This window comes from Noviherbaspirillum pedocola (genome assembly GCF_016632335.1).
GTDB classification, from domain to species: Bacteria; Pseudomonadota; Gammaproteobacteria; order Burkholderiales; family Burkholderiaceae_D; genus Noviherbaspirillum_A; species Noviherbaspirillum_A pedocola.
Genome location: NZ_JAEPBG010000023.1, coordinates 1 through 19,889 on the forward strand (window position 1 = coordinate 1; position 19,889 = coordinate 19,889).

The following is a 19,889-nucleotide window of genomic DNA, read 5'->3' on the forward strand; positions in this document are numbered from 1 at the left end:
GTTGCTGGATGGCGTGCCGTTCAGGGATGGCATCCCGGTGCAAGACAATCCGCCGGAACAACAGAAACTCGCCGCCTGATATTCCTATGCTTCAGACCGGCCATACACCAGAATTGACATTAGCTCGCGCTGTCCTGTACCGGGCTCGATGCCGTCATGTCGGTGGATGGCGCCACCGATACGGCGGTGTTCCGGGCCTATGTGGAGCAGGTGCTGGTGCCCACGCTGGTGCCTGGCGATATCGTCATCATGGACAATCTCAGCACGCATAAGGTCAGCGGCATCCGGGAGGCCATTGAAGCTGCTGGAGCGACTCTGCTTTACTTGCCGCCATACTCGCCGGATTACTCGCCCATCGAAAGCTGTTGGTCCAAGCTCAAAGCCAGTCTGCGAAAAGCCAAAGCCCGCACGCGCACCGCCCTCGACGAGGCGCTCAAACAAGCTATTGACCACATTACCGAGTCCGATGCCAAAAGCTGGTTCCAGCTCTGCGGTTATACCCTACATTAATTCGACAACCGCGCTAGGCATGAAGGCGATGTCGTCTCGCTTTATCGTTTTCACGCTGCTCTCCCGCATGCCAATGCTTTGTGCGCTGCACGCCGTTGCCGCTCGCGGCACGGATTCCAGCTCGGCAGCTAACGTCGTGATGCTCTCGGCAATACACTTTAAGCTCTGATCACTAAGTCCTTCGATTTCCTCCAGCGCCTTTAGTATCATGCCAAGGCGGTTTTCTAGCTCGCGGCCAGCACGACATCGCCGCTGTGTCCGCCGGCCACAAGCCTCGTCTCTCAACTCGCGCCTAAAAGAAAAACCTTAACCATTCTTGCATCCGCCGCGCGCGCCATCTGCAGCGTAACCTCCAGCCCAGTAATCGGCTGGCTAGGATTGTTGAGGTTGCCGGGTGTAATCGCTTGCGTAACCTGTGCAGGAGGAGAGCTCGCTACTGATGGAAATATTTGTGGCGAGTTGATATCAACAGTTTGCCAAGCGTTAGCGTTGCTTTGCCAGAAACGCAAACTCATTTGACTGACGCCGTTTTCAAGTGCGACTTCCTGTTCGTTATTCGTTACTCCGCCTGCTTGCCATGCCAGATCAATCGTGGCGAGATCCCGAGTCGGAATCGATTCTCTTCGATAAAGTATTCCATTGCTTATTCGATAACTAACAACTTGTAGGCGCAGTGTCTGGTTTTCGGCGAACACTTTCCTGATAAACAGCAATCGCCCTCCGCCAGCACTCAGTGGTGGACGATTCGGCAGTAAGTCTTGCGACGCTAAATTCGCCGCATCCCTTTGCATCTGGGCGAAGGCGATTTGTATCCCGCGCGTGCGTTCCATCTCTTGAGTCAGTGCAACGCGGCTGCGGACGATGCCATCCAAGCCTCGCCAGCCAAGAACGGCGACGACTGCTAGCACGGTAATGGCCACAAGCAACTCGATCAAGGTAAGACCCGAGACGGTTTTGCTGCGGCGTGGCTTGAATGCTTTGGAAAACGAGGTCATGAGCGTGATCTGATAAGCGCGACGATGGACATGAAGTCCATGTCGAAATGTAGACGGCATTTTAGCTCGCATGGCATGGGAAGATGTCGTCATTGCCTTTCGGACGATGCGCTTGTCTTGACTAGCACGGATACGCCCCGCACCACCACTTCGCCAAAGGAACCTCATCCGGTCGATGTGTTTCACAAAAGGTAAAAGTTGGCACGAGAAAAGATGTTGCAATTAGCAAGTTCTTGGTGCGCCCGTTGACACATAGGAAGAACTTCCATGCCTTCAACATACTTCGATAGGCCAATCCGTTCGAATTTTTTCTGTGAAATCGAAAAGTTCTAAGCGGATCTGCAGGATTTTTTAGTCAACGCAAATTCGCAGGAGAAAAAGTATTCTCTCCGGGCAATGACGAAGCGGGAAATAGATGCCAATGGCAATGAATGTGTCACTTATTATTTATTTAAAAGAGATGGCACGGAAAGTTTTCTTCAGAAGATAATTAACTGGTATTACCAGGATGAGCAACGTAAAAATGCTCGAGAAGCAATTAAAGCTGGGTTCCATTTTTTGAACATAGATCAAAAAAAAGATTTTGATAGTGAAATAGATAGTCTACAGCACTTGCTTCCAGGAAAAGGCCTAGGGGAAATATTGTGTCGACGTCAGTTGAAACTCGATGACCCGGACTATCCTTACGGCACACCAGGCAAGTTGATTGAAGAGAAGAATGTGGATCGTAAGGATTCATCTTTATGTAAAAAAATACTGTTTGATTATAAATTGTCCTCGCCAGATAGAAGTGTTAAGTCGTACATGGAAAAAGGCACAATTTCGGAAAGTGTCGCCGTTGGAAACGTATCGACTGAAAAGGCCTGTAGAAAAGATAACTCATCCAACCATGCTGGTGAACCGGGCGACATTGTCGTAACTTATTCTTCAGTTGTGCCGTGCTCTGTATTTCCGAACGCGAGCCTTCACGAAAAGCAGAAGTCACTAGTAAATAAGTTCTCTTTGCAATCCATGTTCGAATCCATTGCGCCGTTCGCAAGGTCAAATCGAAATGGAGGAAAGCCCGCTCTTTCGAAGGCGGCTGGCACAGTAGCGAGATTTGTGGGGCAAGCAAAACAGCGGCAGACAAGCCGTGATACCAGTGCGGTGCCCAATAAGGCACTACCTGTTGCGGAGCCGAGCGGTAACTACCGTCCATCGAGAGCGCGGTCCATCAAGGCAATCGAAGTAAAGCATATGACAGATCTGGACGTACAGGACTTGCATCCTTCGGTCGCGGTACTGATGCGAAATACTGATGACCATTTCGCAATGACAAAGGAATGTCGCGCGTGGCTACAAAGAAGGGGAAGACAAATTCCTCAGGGTCCTCGAAGCATTCAGAACGGCAAGGTCACGGTTATAGAAAGCGGCGACAATATTGCTTATCTTGCTCCTCATGCTGAAAGTGATCCGAACAGGAAAAATTTCAGGAAACATCTTGCTGGAATCGCCTCCATTTATAAGCAGATCATTGATGATGCGGTGGCAAATGGGCGCCCGATTGTCTTGACGCCCTTGTTCCATTATGACGATAAGACGATCGATCAATATCTCAGCGCCATGCTGCGTCCGGTATATGCACATTTGAAAGCGAACAAGGACCTCAGGTTGGAAATAAGAACGACTTGCCAGCGAACCGCCGCCGCTCTCGAAAAATATCAGAGACAGTACCCGACTAGCCCACTCACTGAAAAAGGGAAGCCTGTTCCTCAATTCAGGAGTCGTTTGCATGAGGCAGACCTGGCATTGGAAGGAATGATCATGATGACGCCGGAAATTCTCGATCTGGCTGGCAAAAGGTCACGCAAGATTTTAAGTGAAGCAGGCGCACGTTTCAGCGCCGACCCAAATATGGAAAGAGTTCAACCACGAAAACGCCTCGCGCAGGATGCTTTCTCGAAGTGCTATTTTTTCTCGGACAACGTTTCCGAAGGTCCCGATCAAGAGAAAACGCGAGCTTCCAGGCAGGGAAATGCATCGAAATTGGAATCGGCGGACGCCGCTGCAATACAGGGAATCACAAATGACATCGCCGCGTCCTATCGCGCTGCATTTGTGGCTGCACGCGAAAATGATTGCCGGTTCCTTACATTGCCGTCGCTCGAAAAGCGCTTCGGTGCAATGCTAAGTGAAGAACTTGCCGCCGTGCAGCTCCTTGGTATTCTCAGGAAGCTTAAAGCAGAGTTTCCGGATGTCTGCGTTACTGTCTTGTCGAAAAATCCGCATATCAGGGCAAATTTCGCCTTGCTCGCAAGCGCGGGCTGACGCTCGCTGTGCAGGGCGCTGTGCTCAGGCGCCAATTCAAACAGGGCGTTCCAACATGTCGCGCCTCGCCAGAGCGGCTGCGACCGGCTACCATGGCGGTTTTCGCAGCGAGCGCGTTTTCATTCATATCGATGCAACAAGAGTTTCCCCTGGTCCGATGGACCGAAGCCGATGCCGAACATACTGCGCGCTGGCGTTCGCAGGCCGGTAATCCGCCGCCGAAGCGCATCGTGATTGCGGACGATCGCATGAAGGCTGACGCAGCTTTTCGCCTGGCTTCGGAAGGTACCGCGCTGCTCTGGCGCGGCGATTTTCAGAATGCCAGGCAATTGCTGCAGGCCATGGCACGCCGGACCGAGCGCCGGGTGCGCAAGCCGGCGGCGACAGCACGTGACGCTTTCAATCAGCATCGACAGGGGCAAGCGCAGCGTGCCCGAACGCTGGGCATGTTGCTGATTCCGTTCGAAGCCGGACACCGCATACCCTTGCGCCGCGCACCAGAAGTCAGCGGGGCCTGCGAAGAGGTTTATGGCACGGCGAACGAACCCTATATCACTTCCCTGCGCGAATTGCAGGGCTTGATCGGCGCCCATGAGTGGCGGCGCAAGGGCGTACCGATAGCAGCGCTCGGCGGCGAGCGCATTCATCCGCATTACGGCGTGTTTTCTCCTGTGCGCGGCGAGTATGTGCGCCTGGTTGCCGATGCGCCGCTGCCGTCAACCGCATTGGCTTTCGATGTTGGCGTTGGCACGGGTGTACTCAGCGCGGTACTGGCGCGGCGCGGCGTGGCGCATGTCGTTGCCACCGATCAGGATGCGCGCGCGCTCGTTTGCGCCCGGGAGAACATAGACCGACTGGGTTTGTCAGCGCGCATTGAACTGCGGCAAGCCGACCTGTTTCCTGAAGGACGAGCGCCTTTGATCGTCTGCAATCCGCCATGGTTGCCGGCGAAGCCCAGCTCTCCGCTCGAGCATGCGGTGTACGATCCGGATAGTCGCATGCTGCGCGGCTTTCTCGGCGGCGTGGCTGCACACCTTGAGCCGGGCGGAGAGGCCTGGCTCATTCTGTCCGACCTGGCCGAGCATCTTGAACTGCGCAGCCGTGATGATCTGCTGGAGTGGATCCGGAACGCCGGCTTGCGGATTGTCGCGCGCATGGACACCAAGCCCCATCACCCGAAAGCCGTCGATCCGGACGACCCGCTGCATGCAGCAAGAAGCCGGGAAACCACTTCCTTATGGCGACTCGCGCTTGCGTGAAGCGCCGCCGGTGTGCGGCAGGCTCGCGTATCATGCCTGCCTTTACCTTTCGCATAGATAAAAACATGGCTGCCAAACCCGCTCGCTTCCTGACCTTCAAATGCAAGCAGTGTGGAAAACCGGTGCAGGTTCGCTTGCAGCAGGTTTCCGCGTGCTCGCATATCCAGCCTTATCAAGGCATCTGCAAATGCGGCGAAGTCATGCGCCACGCTACTGGCGATAAGGAAGCAGTTGCTGCTTTCCTGGAATCGCCGCTTGGGTCCTGGACGCATCATCACCACTAAGTCAGGAAAATGTAAGCAGGCGTAATAAGCCGACACTTTTCAGCGTCAGCCCGCTCAAAGCATCATGGACTTTTGCGCGAGGACCGCAATGAAACGCCTGCTGCTGCCACTGGCAGTGTGCGCCGCGCTTAACGGATGCGCTGTTTATGACAGCGGCTATCCGTACTACGACGGCGCAGCTTATTCCGCTGCTCCGGTATATGGTGCGCCTGTCTACCCCGCGCCAGTTTATGCCGCACCGCCCGTCTATGCGCCTCCGGTTTTTGGACTTGGCTTTGGTTACAGTTCCGGTTGGGGGCATGGCCATGGAGGCGGTTGGCAAGGTCACGGTGGCGGAGGCGGTTGGCAAGGTCACGGTGGCGGAGGCGGCTGGCAAGGTCATGGTGGCGGAGGTGGATGGCAAGGTCATGGCAGCGGAGGCGGATGGGGCGGCGGCGCCATGCCGGCGCCGCGTCATGGGAGCGGCGGCTGGCGTGGGCGTTAGCCCATGACTGCGCAACGCTGCGCGCGGACGGCTTCCAGGCCCACCGCGGCGATGCGATCCGCATCGTGATACGCCGCTTGCTCCAGTTCCTCGCCAAATACATCCGGATCAATTTCCGTATAGCGCCATGCACAGCCGGCCTCGTCGAGCAGCATGCGCATCTCTTCCAGAAAACCATCCACGCCATCGACGATTGCCACGCCTGTGTAGAGCAGCAGGCGCCCGCCCGGCGCAAGGCGGCGCAGCGCCGATTCGGCGATGCGTACGCTGAGTTCACGCCCCAGCCGGCTGCCGCCATGCCGGTAAGTGCGTTCCGACGCGTCCACCAGGTACGGCGGATTGGCGATGATGCAATCGAATTCGCCACCACGATCGGCAGTGCCATCGCCCTCGAGAAATTCCGCCGCAATGCCCGCCGCGCGCGCATTCACCGCGGCCAGTCGCAAGGCCAGTGGATTGATATCGTTTAGTACCGGGCGGGCGCCATGCCTGGCCAAGGCCAAGCCGCCAGCGCCGCTGCCGCAGCCGATGTCCAGGATGCGCGCTTGCGGCGGCAGCGGATGCCTCTCCACCGCATCCTGCATGAAGCGCACGAAACGATAGGTATCGGGACCGAAAAAGACAGCGTCCTCGGCTTCGGTTGGATACCCCGAGTGCAACAGCAGCGCATCATCCAGACTCGATACCCGCAGCAGACTCTTCGCCAGGCCATCCCGTTCCAGCAGGATGCCGGCGCGTCGCATCACGGCCAGTATTTCCTCAGGCAACACTTGCGGCGCGAAAGTCATGTTCCAGCCAAAGACATCAGCCAGGCTGCGCGCATTGCTTCGCTGCGCCAGCACGCGCGCATGGGTCGCCGGCGTAACAGTAATGTGGCGATAGCCATGTTGCCTGAGCAGGATCAGCAGTTCGAGCAGGGCGTTGTCATCGAGATGGGATGCGGCTGGCGTCATGGAAATAGTCGTTGGAATAATGAAAACCGTAACTTACGCCAGCCGCCCGCACATCGCATGGCGCAAAAGCGAAAAGCTTGCGTTCAAGCGCCATCGGTCATGGCGCGCAGCGCGCTGGAATGGAATTCCCGAAAGTACAGGATCAGCACCACGACCGAAGTTGCCAGCATGTAAGCCAGCGGCTGCACGAACCAGGTCAATGCGGCAATGGCGAAGTAATAGCCGCGCAAGCCATCGTTGAAACTCTCGCCGGCCAGCGCGACCAGCTTGCCGGTGCGGTTGGCGAAATCAATGCGGGCCGATTCCGGCAGCTTCAGGAAATCCTGCATGTTGGGCGCCGAGCCGATCATGATCGAGCAGAAATTGAATTGCCTCAGCGCCCAGGTGAAACGGAAGAAGGTGAACACGAATATGCACACCATGACGATGATCTTCACGTTCCAGACTTCCTCCGGCACATCGACGGCGAATGGAATCTCCTGCACCACGTGCACCACCTTGCTGGTAGTGCCGAGCATGGCAAACAGGCCGCCGATGACAATCATCGTGGTGGAAGCGAAAAACGTTGGAGAGGAAGACAGATTCGCCATCAGCGCCACATCGGCAATGCGGTTTTCGCGGAAGGTCAGCTGATACATCCAGTCGCGCCGCGCCAGATTCACCCGGTGCAACATGCTCGGATGACTACGGGCGCGCAGTTCGGCGAAGCGGTCATAAGCGATCCACATCACGAGGAACCAGGCGAGGGCCAGCCAGTCGAGCGGGGAAAGGGTCATGGAGCGCATGCGGGTAGCCGGAATGCGCGTAGTGTAGCCGCAGAGTGGTCTTGCGGAGAAGCATGAAGCCGGGAACGTTTCAGGGGAGGGCGGTTACGCAGCGGCCGGGTGTACCGAAAAAAGGTTTGAGCCCATTCAATCATTGAATCAAGCAATGGAGCAAAGAAATGCGCAAATCCACACTGATCGCAAATCGGGATAATCGCCGCCTGGACGACGCCGAGCTGGCCGGCATCACCGGCGGCAAGCTTCTGGTCAGCGATATTGATTGCCTGGAGCAGGAAATCAATCGCTGGACCGAACTGATTCCCACCGAGGAGCGGATTCCGCTCGTACCGCTTGAGCCAGCCAGGCAGAAGTAAGCAGGCAAAATGAAAAGGCCAGGCATGATGCCTGGCCTTTTCACTTCCGCGCGGCTACCCGCTTCAACCGTGGCTGCGCTCGAATTCCTTCATGTATTCCACCAGCCGCTGCACACCTTCGATCGGCATCGCATTGTAGATCGATGCGCGCATGCCGCCGACCGAGCGATGGCCTTTCAATTGCACCATGCCGCGTTCCTGTGCGCCCTGCAGGAAGGCATCATCCAGGCTGGTATCAGCGAGGCGGAACGGGATGTTCATGCGCGAGCGGTCTGCCTTTGCCACCGGGTTACTGTAGAACGCGGTCTGGTCCAGATAGTCGTACAGCAGATTCGCCTTGGCGATGTTCTTCTGCTCCATCGAGGCCAGTCCGCCCTGTTCCAGCAGCCACTCGAACACCAGGCCGGCGATGTAAATGCCATAGGTCGGCGGCGTGTTGAGCATTGAATCGTTTTCCGCCTGCAGTTTCCAGTCGAAGGCAGAAGGCGTAATGGCCAGCGCGCGACCGAGCAAGTCTTCGCGCACGATCACCAGTGTCACGCCGGCCGGGCCGATGTTCTTCTGCGCGCCGCCATAGATCACGCCGTACTTCGACACATCCACCACCCGCGACAGGATATGCGAGGACATGTCCGCCACCAGCGGCACAGCGCCGGTGTCCGGCACCCAGTGGTATTCGACGCCGCCTATGGTTTCATTCGTGCAGATGTGCACATAGGCCGCGTTCGGATCGAGCTTCCATACAGACTGCGGCGGCACATAGGTGAAATCGCGGTCCTCGGCGCTGGCGGCGACATTGACCTTGCAATACTTCTTCGCTTCCTTGATCGACTTCTTCGACCACTCGCCGGTATTCACATAATCGGCGCCGGTCTTGTCCCCCAGCAGGTTCATCGGAATCAGCGCATTCTCGGCCATGGCGCCGCCCTGCAGGAACAGCACACGATAGTTGTCGGGAATGGCCATCAGCGTACGCAAATCGGCCTCGGTCTTCTGAGCGATGCTGATGAATTCCTTGCCGCGATGGCTCATTTCCATGACCGACATGCCGCTGCCGTGCCAATCCAGCATTTCATCCGCGGCGCGCCGCAATACCTGTTCCGGCAGCACCGCCGGTCCGGCGCTGAAATTGAATACTCGCATGGGTGATTCCAGAAGGGGAGGGTCGATGTGGGCGGACATTATGACGGAATGGACAAGCGCTGTGCAAGAACGCAAGATTCCGGCGCTGAAAGAGACCAATGCCGGCCGGCGCTAGCCGGCCTGCGCTGCAAGCCCCGCTCAGGAAGATTTGCCCTTGCCGCCTTTCTTCGCTTTGGCCTGCTCGATCTCCTTGTCCAGGGCCGGGCTCGATGCCTTGGTGTCCAGCGAGCGGTTCTGATGATCCTCATGCGCATTGATCGGCTCCGGCGCCTTTTCGATGCGGGTAATGCTGTTCGGATCCAGTGAGACCGGATCGCTCGCGGGGAAAGTCATTTCCACGGCGCTGTCGATCAGGCCTTCCTCGGCCTGCTCCTTCGCGGATACCTCTTCCTTGGGCATGCACTCGGCCACCGGATCGCTGGCCGGGAACGTCGCTTTCAATGCATGATCGAGCGTCTTTTCATCTTCCGCTTCACGCGCAGGACTCTGGCTTTCCTGCGAGTAGCGGTCATCGTGTCCGTATTTGCCGGTGTCCTGCGGATCCTTGGTGCCTTTGCTGCCTTTCTTGCTGGTAGTCATGCGCGAACTCCTCAATCTCATCGAACTCCAAGTCAGACAGCGACGTTGTGGAATCATTCCTTGCCGACGGTTTGCAAAGGAACGAAGCTTAGTCCGCGACAAGCCATGGCCATGCGCCTGCGTGCTGCGTGCGTTGCCGAACCGAAGCCGCTAGCGCGATCGCCTATGGTTGAGCCAGGCCAGAAGCCATCATCCCAGCCGGCATGCGGCGATGCCGCCATACTCTTCTTTCCACGGGAAGCAATCATGCAGACAAAGCAGATAGAGAAAGCGCAGCATGTGCATGCAATGGAATGAAGCGACCAGGGGAAGTTGCCGCGCCTAGCCTGCCATGCCACCTCAACCCAGCCCAGCCGACGGCCTGCGCCTGATTGCGCATCAGGCGCGTTATGTGCTCCGAAATCCGGGGCGCTTCATGCTGCAGACCATCAAGGCCTTCCGGGCCAACCAGGGGCTGCTCCTGGCCGGCGCAGTGGCCTACTATGCGCTGCTTTCCATCGTGCCCTTGCTGATTCTGTTCATGATCGCGCTGTCGCATGTGATCGACGAACGCGAACTGCTGACCACGCTCGGTCGCTACCTCGAGTGGCTGTTGCCCAGCCAATCGCATGCGATCCTGCAGGAATTGGCCGAGTTCATGGCGCATCGGGACGTGGTCGGCTGGCTGGTATTCGGCACCATGCTGTTCTTCAGTTCGCTTGCCTTCACTGTGCTCGAGAACGCGATGTCGGTAATCTTCGTGCATCGCGTCGCGATACGGCGCCGGCATTTCCTGGTATCGGCGCTCATGCCTTACTGCTACATCCTGTTTCTCGGCATGGGCCTGCTGATCGTGACCGTCGTGGCCGGCGCGCTGCAGAGCGTAGGGCAGGAGAACGTGGCAGTGTTCGGCTACGTGTTCTCGCTGCACGGCGTATCCGGCGTGCTGCTGTACCTGCTGGGCGTGCTCGGCGAGATCCTGCTGCTGACCTCCCTGTACATGGTGATGCCGGTCGGCCGTCTGTCATGGCCGCATGCGCTGCTGGGCGGCGTGACGGCGGCGCTGTTATGGGAAATCACGCGGCATCTGCTGTTCTGGTATCTGTCCACGCTGTCGCAGGTGGCCGTGGTTTATGGTTCGCTGACTACGGCGATCGTGGTGCTGCTGAGCCTGGAGCTGGGGGCGGCGCTGCTGCTGTTCGGCGGCCAGGTTATTGCCGAGTTTGAGCGCGTGGCCATCGATGGCGAACAATGCGAGCCGGAACCCATGCAAACAACCGAGCCCTTATAGATGCAGATCCTGCGGCGTATCGATATCGCGCAGCACTCCCGGATCATCGACTTCGATGGCCATCACCGGATGCGTGGCAAGCAGCGCGCGTGCCCCGGCATCGCCGGACAATGCGCGAAGGGCAGGGAGATGCACGCGGGAGAAGCCGACCGGATTGCCACGCCTGCCTTGATAAAACGGCGCGACGATTTGCGCGCCCGCCGCAAGTGCTGCGGCCAGACGCTGCACAGTGGCGAGGTGGATATGCGGCATGTCGGCCAGCGCGATGATCCAGGCATCGGCATGCGCTGCATACACGATGGCATGCGCAAGCGAGGCACCCATGCCTGATGCGGCTTCAGCACAGACGGTGATGTCGCAGCCGGCCGCTGTAAGCTGCTCGGCGAGGGAATCGCTGCGCGGCCGCAGGACCGCAATGACTTGGGGAAGCGCCGCGCACATCACCTCTGCGGCCTGGAGCGCTACCGGCTTGCCATGCGGTAGCGCCTGCAAAAGCTTGTTGCGCTTGCCGGTAGGATCGAAGCGCGTGCCACTGCCTGCGGCAAGCAGTATGCCGGCGCAATGAAAAGCCTGCGCCGCGTCTTCAGGCATCAGAACAGCTCTTGCTTATTGTTGCGCAGCTCGCGCGCATCCTCGAGCATGCGCCGCGCGCGGATGCGCTTGCGGTTGATTTCGGCGTGCCGTTCCGCCGTCATCGGCCTTGCGGTCATCAATTCCTTCAGCTGTGCATGGTTCTGGAGATCTTTTGTTTGCTTGCCCAAGATAACCCCTTTGTTTCGTTATTGATTGTTAATGGTAACCGGCATCGCCGATGCCGTGGCGTCCAGCTTGACGCATGAACGAGCGGCTGTCCATAAAGCATGGATCGCGACAGCCGTGTTGAGGCAACGCAGATAAAGCTTCTGTCCCTGAAAAAAAGCCGCGCCGGAACGATCCGGCGCGGCTCCTCTTCGCAAAGCGCTGCGTTCAGAACATGTGCTGACCGCCGTTGATGGCAATGTTGGCGCCGGTGAGGAAGGCAGCCTCGTCCGAGGCGAGATAGGCAACCAGGCCGGCCACTTCTTCCGGCTTGCCCAGGCGCGCCATCGGAATTTGCGGAATGATCTTCGACTCCAGCACCTCGCTCGGAATGGCCATGACCATGCGCGTGCCGATATAGCCCGGCGAAATCGTGTTCACCGTCACGCCGCGCCGCGCCACTTCCAGCGCCAGCGCCTTGGTAAAGCCATGCATGCCGGCCTTGGCCGCCGAATAGTTGGTCTGGCCGAACGCGCCTTTCTGCCCATTGACCGAAGAGATGTTGATGATGCGGCCCCAGCCGCGCTCGACCATGCCATCGCACAGCGGCTTGGTCATGTTGAACACCGAGTCCAGGTTGGTACGGATCACCGCATCCCAGGCGCTCTTGTCCATCTTCTTGAAGGTCATGTCGCGCGTGATGCCGGCATTGTTGACCAGCACGTCGACCGGGCCGAGGTCGGCTGTGATCTGCGCGATGCATGCCTGCGCTGAATCGTAATCGCCCACGTCGCACGGATAGGCGCGGAACTTGTATCCCTGGTCTTCCATGCTCTTGAGCCATTCCGCGGACTTGGTGTTGCCCGGCGAATAGGTCGTCACCACCTGATAACCCAGCGCCGCCATCTTGATGCAGATCGCTTCACCAAGTCCGCCCATGCCGCCGGTGATCAATGCAATTCGTGCTGCCATCTCTCTCTCCTCGTAGTGCGCCCGCGGCGCGCATGACACGCCGGGGCTCATTCGTTCGCGTTGATTACCGTTCCACTGCCAGCGCCACGCCCATGCCGCCGCCGATGCACAGGCTCGCCAGGCCGCGCTTGGCATCGCGGCGAACCATTTCATGCAGCAGGGTGACAAGGATGCGGCAGCCCGAAGCGCCGATCGGATGGCCAATGGCAATCGCGCCGCCATTCACATTGATCTTGCTGGTGTCCCAGCCCATCTGGCGATTGACTGCGATCGCCTGCGCGGCGAAGGCTTCGTTGATTTCCATCAGGTCCAGATCTTCATGGGTCCAGCCAGCCTTTTCCAGGCAGCGGCGCGTAGCCGACACCGGACCCATGCCCATGATCGACGGATCGAGGCCAGCCGAAGCATAGGCGCGGATGCGCGCCAGCGGTTTCAGGCCGAGCTGCTCGGCTCTTTTCGCGGACATCATCATGACTGCAGCCGCGCCGTCATTGATGCCCGATGCATTGCCGGCAGTCACGGTGCCGTCTTTCGCGAATGCCGGACGCAAACCGGAGAGCGATTCGAGCGTGGTGCCGTGCTTTGGATATTCGTCGGCATCGAAGGTGATGGAACCCTTCTTGTGCGGAATCTCGAGCGGAACGATCTCATCCTTGAACTTGCCTGCCTTCTGCGCCGCCTCGGCCTTGGCCTGCGATGCAAGCGCAAATTCGTCCTGCTCCTGGCGCGACACCTCATACTTCCTGGCGACGTTTTCGGCGGTCACGCCCATGTGATACTGGTTATAAACGTCCCAGAGGCCGTCGACGATCATCGTATCGACCAGCTTCGCGTCGCCCATGCGGAAGCCATCGCGCGAGTTGTTCAGCACATGCGGCGCGGCGCTCATGTTCTCCATGCCGCCAGCGATGATGATGTCGGCGTCACCGCACTTGATCGCCTGCGCGGCAAGATGAGTCGCTTTCAGTCCGCTGCCGCAGACCTTGTTGATGGTGAAGGCGGGAATCGCGTCGGGAAGTCCGCTCTTGATGACTGCCTGTCGCGCCGGATTCTGACCGACGCCGGCGGTCAGGACCTGACCGAGAATGGCTTCGTTGATGCTGGCTGGATCGACGCCGGTTTGCTGGATCAATGCCTTGATCACGCTGGCGCCGAGTTCGGCGGCGGGAATCTTGGAAAGCGTGCCGCCGAATTTGCCGACCGCTGTTCTCAATGCTGAAACAATAACGACATCGTCCATTTCAAGTCTCCATGGGGTACGGCAGAGAAAAGCCGCGCATCCGAAAAGCGGGCGCAACAGGCCTAGCGGCGGGCGCGGTTGTAACTATGATATCCCCAGCCTCAAGCCGTAGAGAAGCGATTTTTAATGAGGCAGGTCATAACCCGGAGTAACTTCTCGTGTATGTGCCGGGTGGCAAGGCGTGCCTTTGCGCGAGGCATCGACAAAGCGAGAAGATGTGAAGATGGCTGAAAATTACCATCCTGAAATTTGGAACGATCGTGCGGGAACGATGCGAACGACGGCGTGCGAGCCGTCTCCCTAGAAATCAGAGCGATGTCGCCTCGAAGGTATTGCAGGCATTGACCTGACCGCTTTCGAGACCGCGTCGGAACCAGCGGACCCGCTGGGCCGAGGTGCCGTGGGTGAACGAGTCCGGTACCACATAACCCTGCGCCTGCTTCTGCAGAGCGTCGTCGCCAATCGCGGTGGCGGCGTTGAGCGCGGTTTCCACATCGCCCTGCTCGAGTATGCTGCGGGCGCGGTCCGCATTCTTCGCCCAGACGCCTGCGAAGCAGTCGGCCTGCAATTCGACCCGCACCGACAGCGCATTGGCTTCGCGCTCGCTGGCACGCTGTCGCGTCGCGTCGACCCGGTTCATGATGCCCATCAGCGTCTGCACATGGTGTCCGACTTCATGCGCGATCACATAGGCTTGCGCGAATTCGCCGGATACATGAAAGCGCTGCTGCATCAGCCGGAAGAAGTTGAGATCGATATAGATCTTCTGATCGCCAGGGCAATAGAACGGGCCGGTCGCGGTCTGGCCGGTGCCGCAGGCGGTTGGCGTGCGGCCGGAGAAGATCACCAGCCTTGGCTTCACATAGTTTTGCCCCGCCTTCTGGAAGATCGCGCTCCAGGTGTCTTCGGTGTCGGCCAGCACGGTGCGCACGAAGCGGGTCTCGCGGTCTTCGGTTTGCGGATTGGGCGGTGGCGCGGTCTGCGTCGTTTGCGGCGCCGGGCCGCCGCCATTGAGCAGGCCGATCACGGTGCGCGGATCGACGCCGAAGAAATAGGAAGCGACCAGCGCGATGGCGATGGTGCCGATGCCGATCGAGCGGCCGCCGATGCCGAACCCGCCGCCACCGCCGTCAGCGCCGCGCCGATCTTCCACATTGTCGCTTTCGCGATTGCCTTCCCATTTCATGTCGACTCTCCAGCTCTCTCATCCTCGTACGCAAGTCTAGCCGGCCTTGGCCGCGCCGCTCGGTACGCCATGTCACATAGGCCCTTGATCATTCCAATGGGCGATGCAGGCGCGCGCCAGCTCCAGCGTCGGATCGATGCACAGCGGCAGCACCGCCGAGCCGATATGCTCGAGCCCGACCGGCACTTCGGTGCAGGCGAGGACCAGCCGTTTCGCGCCGCGCGCCATCAAAGCGTGCGCCGCGCGCTCGAGCAGCATGCCGCCTTCCTTGAGTTGGCCGCGCTTGATTGCATAGCAGCCGGGCACGAAGAGTCGGTCCGTTTCCTGCGCATCACTGACCAGGCACGGGATGCCCGCCGGCTCCAGCAAGTCCTGGTAGAGCCGCGCGGCGATGGTGCCATGCGTGCCGATCAACCCGACCGCTTCATCGATGCCGTCGCGCTGCAGCGCCGCCAGCGTCAGCCGGGCGATATGAAAGATCGGCGCGGCGCTGTCAGCCTGCAATTGCGCATGCCAGTGATGCGCAGTGTTGCAGGCGATCGCGATGCGCGTCGCACCGGCATGGTTCAGCTGCGCAATGCCTTCGCGCATTGCCGGCAGCGGCGAAGGACCGCTGCTGGCCAGCGCCTGTTGCCGGTCGGGCACCTGCGGCACATTCCATACCACCATCGGCACATGGTCCTGGTCGCGCGCGGCCGGCGTTTCCAGGATGATCTTGCGCATCAGGTCGGCGCAGGCCAGCGGGCCCATGCCGCCGAGAATGCCGATCAGGCGGCCCGCGCTCATGGCGCGAAAGTGCCGCGGTAGCCGAAGAGGCCGGCCGAGCCGCCGGTATGCACGAACACCAGGTTCTGGCCTTGCTTGAATTCGCCGCGACGAATCAGGTCGATCAGTCCCGCCATGCCCTTGCCGGAGTAGACCGGGTCGAGCAGGATGCCTTCCAGCCGCGCGAGTATTTCCACCGCTTCGATCATGCCCGGCGTCGGGATGCCGTAGCCATCGCCGACGTAATCGCAATTGGCGCGCACCGTTTCGCGCGCCGGCTCGCCGGGCAGGCCCAGATGCTCCCACGTCTGTTTCAGGAGCGCGTGCACATTCGCCTCCTGCTTTTCGCGCGGCGCGCGCACGCCTATGCCCAGGACCGGGATGCCGCTGTTCATGCCCAGAAGGCCGGCGAGCAGGCCGGCCTGGGTGCCGCAGCTGCCGGTGGCATGCACGACGTGATCGATGCGCAGCCTGCGCTCATTGGCCTGCATCAGCAGTTCCTGCGCGCAGGCGACATAGCCGAGCGCGCCGATCGCGTTCGAACCGCCGCCCGGAATCAGGTAAGGCGTCTCGCCGGCCGCCGACAGGCGCTCGCCGACGGCGACCAGTTCCTGGTTCATGTCCAGCCCGGCGGGCCGCGTCTCGAGCGCGCAATCGAAGAGGCGGTCGAGCAGCACATTGCCGTTTGCATAGTATTCCGGCGCCGCATCCGCGACCCGGGTCTCGAGCAGCGCGGTGCAGCGCAGGCCGAACTTCGCCGCGGCGGCCGCGGTCTGGCGCACATGGTTGGATTGCGTCGCGCCCTGCGTCACCAGATGCGTCGCGCCTTTCTCGAGCGCATCGCCGAGCAGGAATTCCAGCTTGCGTGTCTTGTTGCCGCCGCTGGCAAGGCCGGTGCAGTCATCACGCTTGATGAAAATTTCGGGGCCGCCCAGATGGCGCGACAAGCGCGGCAGGTGCTCCAGCGGCGTGGGTGCGTGGCACAGAGTGACGCGGGGAAAGCGGGACAGATGCATGATGTTCGAAGCCTCTCGTTGAATCGAATGAAAAAGGAATCGGCGCGGCCGATCAAGGCCGCGCCGCGATAAGCCGGAAAGTCAGGTTGATGCGCGGCCCGCGCTCGCCACGCTCCTTGGGCACTGTATGTTCCCAGTGGCGTTGAGTCGAGCCCGCCATCAGCAGCAGGCTGCCATCAGTGAGTTGAATATCCACCGGCGCATGCAGGCGGCGCTTGTGCCGCAGCCGGAACAGCCGCGTCTGACCCAGCGACAGCGACGCGATCGCTGGCGTTGGGCCAAGCAGCGCTTCATCGTCGGCGTGCCAACCAACGCTGTCATTGCCGTCGCGATACAGGTTGAGCAGCACCGAGTTGTACGCATGACCGGTCGCGGCTTCGATATCGCGCCGCATGCGCGACAGTGTCGGCGTCCATGGATGAGGATCGAGGCGGATGCCGGAATACGCGTAATCGGCGCCGAGGTCGCCATGCCAGGACGTGAGCCGCGGCTGCCAGCGCATCTCTCCGGCAATGCGGATGCGCTCCTGGCGCCATGGCGTCTCCTCGAGCAATGCCGCCATCAACGTGGCCGCTTCATCGCGTGTATAGAAGCCATGGGCAAAGCGCAGATCCGCATCGGGCACGGCAAGAGCCTGCAGTTCACGCGGCGAATCGAACAGATCAAGGTTCGCGCTCATGCGATGTGAGCCTCGTAATGGACCTTCGCATTGCCGCGCAGGCTACTACGCATGCACCCGGATGCGTACATCGCCAAGGCCCACTTGCTGACCCGCGCGTATCTTGCAGGTCTTGCGCAATTCGGTCTTGCCATCGACCTGCACTTCGCCGCTTGCTACCAGCATCTTGCCGGCGCCACCGCTGTCAACGATACCGACCAGCTTCAGCAACTGGTTCAGTTCCACATATTCGCCTTCGAGGCGGAAGTCTATTGTTTGCATCGCGCGATTATAAGCCCCTGCACGCGCGGGGCAGCGGCATGAAGAGACGCCACGGTGACGATGCGCAGTTGCACGATCGATATGGTTGTGTTCGGTATCGCACTGACGCTGCCGTGCCGCAAGACTATTCTGACAACTCGAGTTGGACGGTTGTTCATCACGCACTTCCGGATCAGCACGCCGCGTTCATCCCGCCTTCGCGATGTCGAAAGTCAACCGAAGACAAGGACGCGGCATCCTGCAAATCAATCAAAAAAGGAGTCTTCCATGAAGAACCTGCGCAACTTGCTGTTGGCCGCTTCGGTCGCCGTTATTTCTTCCGCCGCCATGGCTCAGGCCAACCAGGCGCCGAATCCGGTTGGCCCGCCGACCACCGGCACTGGCGCCACCACCACGCCGACGCGCGGCAATGGCGCGCCGCTGTCGGCCCCGAACGAAGTGAACCGCACCGCGGTGCAGAGCTCGGGCCAGTCCAACGATCCGTACGTGCAGAAGCGCCAGTCCGATTCGGAAGCCAAGGCTGAGTACAAGGCCGAAAAGAAGGCGATCAAGAAGCGCGCCAAGGCGGCAAAGAAGGAAGCCAAGGCTGACCTGAAGGCCGAGAAAGCGACATCTACCGCCGAGCGCAATGATGCGCTGGCGCCGGCCGCGACCGTGAAGTAATCCACGCATGCGCCAAGGGCCCCGCGCGGCCGCCATTTTTGGCGGCGGCGCGGGGCCTTGTCGTTTATGGATGCAGCACAGAGCTGAAGAACCCGATCAACGCGAAGAGTGCAGTCATGCCATGATGTCGTTCCCGCAAAGAACAAGAACCCGAGACATCCTTCATGCATGATGCAACCCCCCGGGCGCTGCGCGCCTGGCTGCCACTGGCCTTGGCCGGCTGGTGCGCCACCCTGGCCGGCATAGGCATCGGCCGCTTTTCCTATGTGCCGCTGTTGCCCCTGATGATCGACGCTGGCTGGACGAGCCCGGCTGGCGCTGCCGGGCTCGCTGCGGCCAATCTGCTCGGTTACCTCGCTGGCGCGCTGGCGGCGCATCCGCTGGCACTGCGTATTGGCGCAACGCGCGCGATACGCTTTTCACTCCTCGTGCTGCCGCTGTCCTTCCTGGCCTGCGCTCTGCAGCCAGCCTTCGCCTGGATGTGGTTCTCGCGCCTGGCTGCCGGCGTGGCCGGCGGCATGCTGATGATCATCGCCGCGCCCTATGTGCTCACGCGCGTGCCGGCGGCCTTGCGCGGCAAGGCGGTAGGCATCGTGTTCGCGGGCATCGGCGTGGGCATCATCGCGGCTGGCTTGGGTGTGCCCGCCGCCGGAGCGGTGCATCTGCGCGCGGCCTGGCTGGCGCTGGCCGCATGCGGTTTTCTTGCGCTGGCTTATGCCTGGCCGAAGTTTGCCGGCGACGACATCCACGTGGCTGCCGAAGCGGGGCCGCTGCTGCCGCGCGGCCCGATGCTCGCGCTGGCCTGCGCCTACGCACTCGATGCGATCGGCTATCTGCCGCACGCGGTGTTCTGGGTCGAATACCTGGTCCATGGCATCGGCTTGCCAATGTCCATAGGCGGCGTGTCCTGGGCCGTGTTCGGCGTTGGCGCCACGCTTGGTCCGCTGATTGCCGGTTACGCTGCCGACCGTTTCGGCTTTCGGCTTGCGCTGGTGGGTTCGCTGGCGGTGAAGGCGGCCGCGGTGGCGCTGCCGCTCGCCTCCTCTTCGGTTCCTGCGCTGCTGCTGTCAGCCTTCTTGGTCGGCGCGCTCACGCCGGGGCTGGTGGCGGTGACTTCGGGACGCGTGGTCGAGATCGCCGGCGCTGCCGCGCATCGGCGCAACTGGGCAATGCTGACCTTTCTCTGGGCGCTGCTGCAGGCAGCAGGGGGCTATGCGATGACGGCGCTGTATGCCGCCCTGCATTCCTTCAGCCTGCTGTTTGTGATCGGCGCCGCGGCGCTTTCACTGGCCGCCGTCATCGCAGCCGGCGCGACAAATGCCAAGCCATTGCGGTGATGTTGCTGTTGCAGGAAGGCACATGCACCGGGATGTGGCGCGCGCGATCCACTATAATCCCCGCTTCGCGCCGCGCCTCTTCCCGCCGGCATAGGCATTTCCTCACGCCT

The 19,889-nt window shown here is 60.3% G+C and carries 23 protein-coding genes; 9 read left to right on the plus strand and 14 right to left on the minus strand.

Annotated elements, in window-relative coordinates:
* Nucleotides 1-129 precede the first annotated feature (129 nt).
* Complete coding sequence (locus tag JJB74_RS33535) at nucleotides 130-510, plus strand: transposase (protein WP_407672439.1); 381 nt, start codon at nucleotides 130-132, stop codon at nucleotides 508-510.
* A 281-nt stretch (nucleotides 511-791) separates the two neighbouring features.
* On the opposite strand, the gene JJB74_RS28330 is transcribed toward JJB74_RS33535, so the two are convergent.
* On the minus strand, nucleotides 792-1,598 hold the full coding sequence (locus JJB74_RS28330; RefSeq protein WP_234484942.1) for a PulJ/GspJ family protein: 807 nt from the start codon (nucleotides 1,596-1,598) through the stop codon (nucleotides 792-794).
* Nucleotides 1,599-1,901: 303 nt separating this feature from the next.
* On the opposite strand from JJB74_RS28330, the gene JJB74_RS28335 reads away from it, so the two are divergent.
* From JJB74_RS28335 to JJB74_RS28350, 4 genes are all read left to right on the plus strand, one after another.
* Nucleotides 1,902-3,812 (plus strand): hypothetical protein, encoded by a 1,911-nt coding sequence (locus JJB74_RS28335; protein ID WP_200597871.1) that lies wholly within the window; start codon nucleotides 1,902-1,904, stop codon nucleotides 3,810-3,812.
* A gap of 131 nt (nucleotides 3,813-3,943) precedes the next feature.
* Complete coding sequence (locus JJB74_RS28340; RefSeq protein ID WP_200597873.1) at nucleotides 3,944-5,071, plus strand: methyltransferase; 1,128 nt, start codon at nucleotides 3,944-3,946, stop codon at nucleotides 5,069-5,071.
* A gap of 65 nt (nucleotides 5,072-5,136) precedes the next feature.
* The gene (locus JJB74_RS28345; protein ID WP_200597975.1) at nucleotides 5,137-5,355 is read left to right on the plus strand and encodes a hypothetical protein; all 219 of its coding nucleotides are present in this window, start codon (nucleotides 5,137-5,139) and stop codon (nucleotides 5,353-5,355) included.
* 275 nt (nucleotides 5,356-5,630) lie between these two features.
* A complete protein-coding gene (locus JJB74_RS28350; RefSeq protein ID WP_200597875.1) occupies nucleotides 5,631-5,846 on the plus strand; it encodes a hypothetical protein in 216 nt (71 codons plus the stop codon).
* Here JJB74_RS28350 and JJB74_RS28355 read toward each other — a convergent pair.
* Together JJB74_RS28355 and JJB74_RS28360 are read right to left on the minus strand one after the other, a co-directional pair.
* Entirely contained in the window at nucleotides 5,836-6,792 is a 957-nt protein-coding gene (locus tag JJB74_RS28355) for a methyltransferase (protein WP_200597877.1), read from the minus strand. The genes JJB74_RS28350 and JJB74_RS28355 overlap by 11 nt on opposite strands.
* A gap of 83 nt (nucleotides 6,793-6,875) precedes the next feature.
* The gene (locus JJB74_RS28360; RefSeq protein WP_200597879.1) at nucleotides 6,876-7,577 is read right to left on the minus strand and encodes a DUF599 domain-containing protein; all 702 of its coding nucleotides are present in this window, start codon (nucleotides 7,575-7,577) and stop codon (nucleotides 6,876-6,878) included.
* A 158-nt stretch (nucleotides 7,578-7,735) separates the two neighbouring features.
* On the opposite strand from JJB74_RS28360, the gene JJB74_RS28365 reads away from it, so the two are divergent.
* Nucleotides 7,736-7,930 carry a hypothetical protein gene (locus JJB74_RS28365; RefSeq protein ID WP_200597881.1) on the plus strand — a complete coding sequence of 65 codons (195 nt, stop codon included), beginning with the start codon at nucleotides 7,736-7,738 and terminating at the stop codon, nucleotides 7,928-7,930.
* Between the two features lie 63 nt (nucleotides 7,931-7,993).
* On the opposite strand, the gene serC is transcribed toward JJB74_RS28365, so the two are convergent.
* Both serC and JJB74_RS28375 read right to left on the minus strand, forming a co-directional pair.
* A complete protein-coding gene (gene serC, locus JJB74_RS28370) occupies nucleotides 7,994-9,073 on the minus strand; it encodes a 3-phosphoserine/phosphohydroxythreonine transaminase (protein WP_200597883.1) in 1,080 nt (359 codons plus the stop codon).
* Between the two features lie 138 nt (nucleotides 9,074-9,211).
* Nucleotides 9,212-9,652, minus strand: coding sequence for a hypothetical protein (locus JJB74_RS28375; protein WP_200597884.1), 441 nt, complete (start codon nucleotides 9,650-9,652; stop codon nucleotides 9,212-9,214).
* A gap of 331 nt (nucleotides 9,653-9,983) precedes the next feature.
* Between JJB74_RS28375 and JJB74_RS28380 the strand changes: the two genes are divergently transcribed.
* On the plus strand, nucleotides 9,984-10,922 hold the full coding sequence (locus JJB74_RS28380) for a YihY/virulence factor BrkB family protein (RefSeq protein ID WP_200597886.1): 939 nt from the start codon (nucleotides 9,984-9,986) through the stop codon (nucleotides 10,920-10,922).
* On the opposite strand, the gene JJB74_RS28385 is transcribed toward JJB74_RS28380, so the two are convergent.
* The 9 genes from JJB74_RS28385 to JJB74_RS28425 form a co-directional block, all read right to left on the minus strand.
* Complete coding sequence (locus JJB74_RS28385; protein ID WP_200597888.1) at nucleotides 10,917-11,513, minus strand: nucleotidyltransferase family protein; 597 nt, start codon at nucleotides 11,511-11,513, stop codon at nucleotides 10,917-10,919. The genes JJB74_RS28380 and JJB74_RS28385 overlap by 6 nt on opposite strands.
* Nucleotides 11,513-11,683, minus strand: coding sequence for a hypothetical protein (locus tag JJB74_RS28390; protein WP_200597977.1), 171 nt, complete (start codon nucleotides 11,681-11,683; stop codon nucleotides 11,513-11,515). The genes JJB74_RS28385 and JJB74_RS28390 overlap by 1 nt, the downstream gene beginning before the upstream one ends.
* A 205-nt stretch (nucleotides 11,684-11,888) precedes the next feature.
* Nucleotides 11,889-12,632, minus strand: a complete 744-nt coding sequence (gene phbB, locus JJB74_RS28395) for an acetoacetyl-CoA reductase (RefSeq protein ID WP_200597889.1) — start codon at nucleotides 12,630-12,632, stop codon at nucleotides 11,889-11,891.
* A gap of 64 nt (nucleotides 12,633-12,696) precedes the next feature.
* Complete coding sequence (locus JJB74_RS28400) at nucleotides 12,697-13,872, minus strand: acetyl-CoA C-acetyltransferase (protein WP_200597890.1); 1,176 nt, start codon at nucleotides 13,870-13,872, stop codon at nucleotides 12,697-12,699.
* Nucleotides 13,873-14,179: 307 nt separating this feature from the next.
* Nucleotides 14,180-15,058 (minus strand): KPN_02809 family neutral zinc metallopeptidase, encoded by an 879-nt coding sequence (ypfJ, locus tag JJB74_RS28405; RefSeq protein WP_200597891.1) that lies wholly within the window; start codon nucleotides 15,056-15,058, stop codon nucleotides 14,180-14,182.
* A 72-nt stretch (nucleotides 15,059-15,130) separates the two neighbouring features.
* Nucleotides 15,131-15,844, minus strand: coding sequence for a cysteate racemase (gene cuyB, locus JJB74_RS28410; RefSeq protein ID WP_200597892.1), 714 nt, complete (start codon nucleotides 15,842-15,844; stop codon nucleotides 15,131-15,133).
* Nucleotides 15,841-16,839, minus strand: a complete 999-nt coding sequence (gene cuyA, locus JJB74_RS28415) for a D-cysteate sulfo-lyase (RefSeq protein ID WP_200597893.1) — start codon at nucleotides 16,837-16,839, stop codon at nucleotides 15,841-15,843. Before cuyA ends, cuyB begins: the two co-directional genes overlap by 4 nt.
* 52 nt (nucleotides 16,840-16,891) lie before the next feature.
* Nucleotides 16,892-17,518 (minus strand): alpha-ketoglutarate-dependent dioxygenase AlkB family protein, encoded by a 627-nt coding sequence (locus JJB74_RS28420; RefSeq protein ID WP_200597894.1) that lies wholly within the window; start codon nucleotides 17,516-17,518, stop codon nucleotides 16,892-16,894.
* A gap of 45 nt (nucleotides 17,519-17,563) precedes the next feature.
* A complete protein-coding gene (locus JJB74_RS28425) occupies nucleotides 17,564-17,779 on the minus strand; it encodes an RNA-binding S4 domain-containing protein (RefSeq protein ID WP_200597896.1) in 216 nt (71 codons plus the stop codon).
* 267 nt (nucleotides 17,780-18,046) lie between these two features.
* Here JJB74_RS28425 and JJB74_RS34040 point away from each other — a divergent pair, with 267 nt between their 5' ends.
* Both JJB74_RS34040 and JJB74_RS28435 read left to right on the plus strand, forming a co-directional pair.
* A complete protein-coding gene (locus tag JJB74_RS34040; protein WP_325170193.1) occupies nucleotides 18,047-18,442 on the plus strand; it encodes a hypothetical protein in 396 nt (131 codons plus the stop codon).
* 164 nt (nucleotides 18,443-18,606) lie between these two features.
* On the plus strand, nucleotides 18,607-19,779 hold the full coding sequence (locus JJB74_RS28435; RefSeq protein WP_200597898.1) for a YbfB/YjiJ family MFS transporter: 1,173 nt from the start codon (nucleotides 18,607-18,609) through the stop codon (nucleotides 19,777-19,779).
* The last annotated feature ends 110 nt before the right edge of the window (nucleotides 19,780-19,889 follow it).

Excerpts from the sequence above, each read along its gene's own strand:
- JJB74_RS28330 (WP_234484942.1), bottom strand. The coding sequence starts at position 1,598 with ATGACGACATCTTCCCATGCCATGCGAGCTAAAATGCCGTCTACATTT.
- JJB74_RS28335 (WP_200597871.1), top strand. The coding sequence starts at position 1,902 with ATGACGAAGCGGGAAATAGATGCCAATGGCAATGAATGTGTCACTTAT.
- JJB74_RS28340 (WP_200597873.1), top strand. The coding sequence starts at position 3,944 with ATGCAACAAGAGTTTCCCCTGGTCCGATGGACCGAAGCCGATGCCGAA.
- JJB74_RS28345 (WP_200597975.1), top strand. The coding sequence starts at position 5,137 with ATGGCTGCCAAACCCGCTCGCTTCCTGACCTTCAAATGCAAGCAGTGT.
- JJB74_RS28355 (WP_200597877.1), bottom strand. The coding sequence starts at position 6,792 with ATGACGCCAGCCGCATCCCATCTCGATGACAACGCCCTGCTCGAACTG.
- JJB74_RS28360 (WP_200597879.1), bottom strand. The coding sequence starts at position 7,577 with ATGCGCTCCATGACCCTTTCCCCGCTCGACTGGCTGGCCCTCGCCTGG.
- JJB74_RS28365 (WP_200597881.1), top strand. The coding sequence starts at position 7,736 with ATGCGCAAATCCACACTGATCGCAAATCGGGATAATCGCCGCCTGGAC.
- serC (WP_200597883.1), bottom strand. The coding sequence starts at position 9,073 with ATGCGAGTATTCAATTTCAGCGCCGGACCGGCGGTGCTGCCGGAACAG.
- JJB74_RS28375 (WP_200597884.1), bottom strand. The coding sequence starts at position 9,652 with ATGACTACCAGCAAGAAAGGCAGCAAAGGCACCAAGGATCCGCAGGAC.
- JJB74_RS28380 (WP_200597886.1), top strand. The coding sequence starts at position 9,984 with ATGCCACCTCAACCCAGCCCAGCCGACGGCCTGCGCCTGATTGCGCAT.
- JJB74_RS28385 (WP_200597888.1), bottom strand. The coding sequence starts at position 11,513 with ATGCCTGAAGACGCGGCGCAGGCTTTTCATTGCGCCGGCATACTGCTT.
- phbB (WP_200597889.1), bottom strand. The coding sequence starts at position 12,632 with ATGGCAGCACGAATTGCATTGATCACCGGCGGCATGGGCGGACTTGGT.
- JJB74_RS28400 (WP_200597890.1), bottom strand. The coding sequence starts at position 13,872 with ATGGACGATGTCGTTATTGTTTCAGCATTGAGAACAGCGGTCGGCAAA.
- ypfJ (WP_200597891.1), bottom strand. The coding sequence starts at position 15,058 with ATGAAATGGGAAGGCAATCGCGAAAGCGACAATGTGGAAGATCGGCGC.
- cuyB (WP_200597892.1), bottom strand. The coding sequence starts at position 15,844 with ATGAGCGCGGGCCGCCTGATCGGCATTCTCGGCGGCATGGGCCCGCTG.
- cuyA (WP_200597893.1), bottom strand. The coding sequence starts at position 16,839 with ATGCATCTGTCCCGCTTTCCCCGCGTCACTCTGTGCCACGCACCCACG.
- JJB74_RS28420 (WP_200597894.1), bottom strand. The coding sequence starts at position 17,518 with ATGAGCGCGAACCTTGATCTGTTCGATTCGCCGCGTGAACTGCAGGCT.
- JJB74_RS28425 (WP_200597896.1), bottom strand. The coding sequence starts at position 17,779 with ATGCAAACAATAGACTTCCGCCTCGAAGGCGAATATGTGGAACTGAAC.
- JJB74_RS34040 (WP_325170193.1), top strand. The coding sequence starts at position 18,047 with ATGAAGAACCTGCGCAACTTGCTGTTGGCCGCTTCGGTCGCCGTTATT.
- JJB74_RS28435 (WP_200597898.1), top strand. The coding sequence starts at position 18,607 with ATGCATGATGCAACCCCCCGGGCGCTGCGCGCCTGGCTGCCACTGGCC.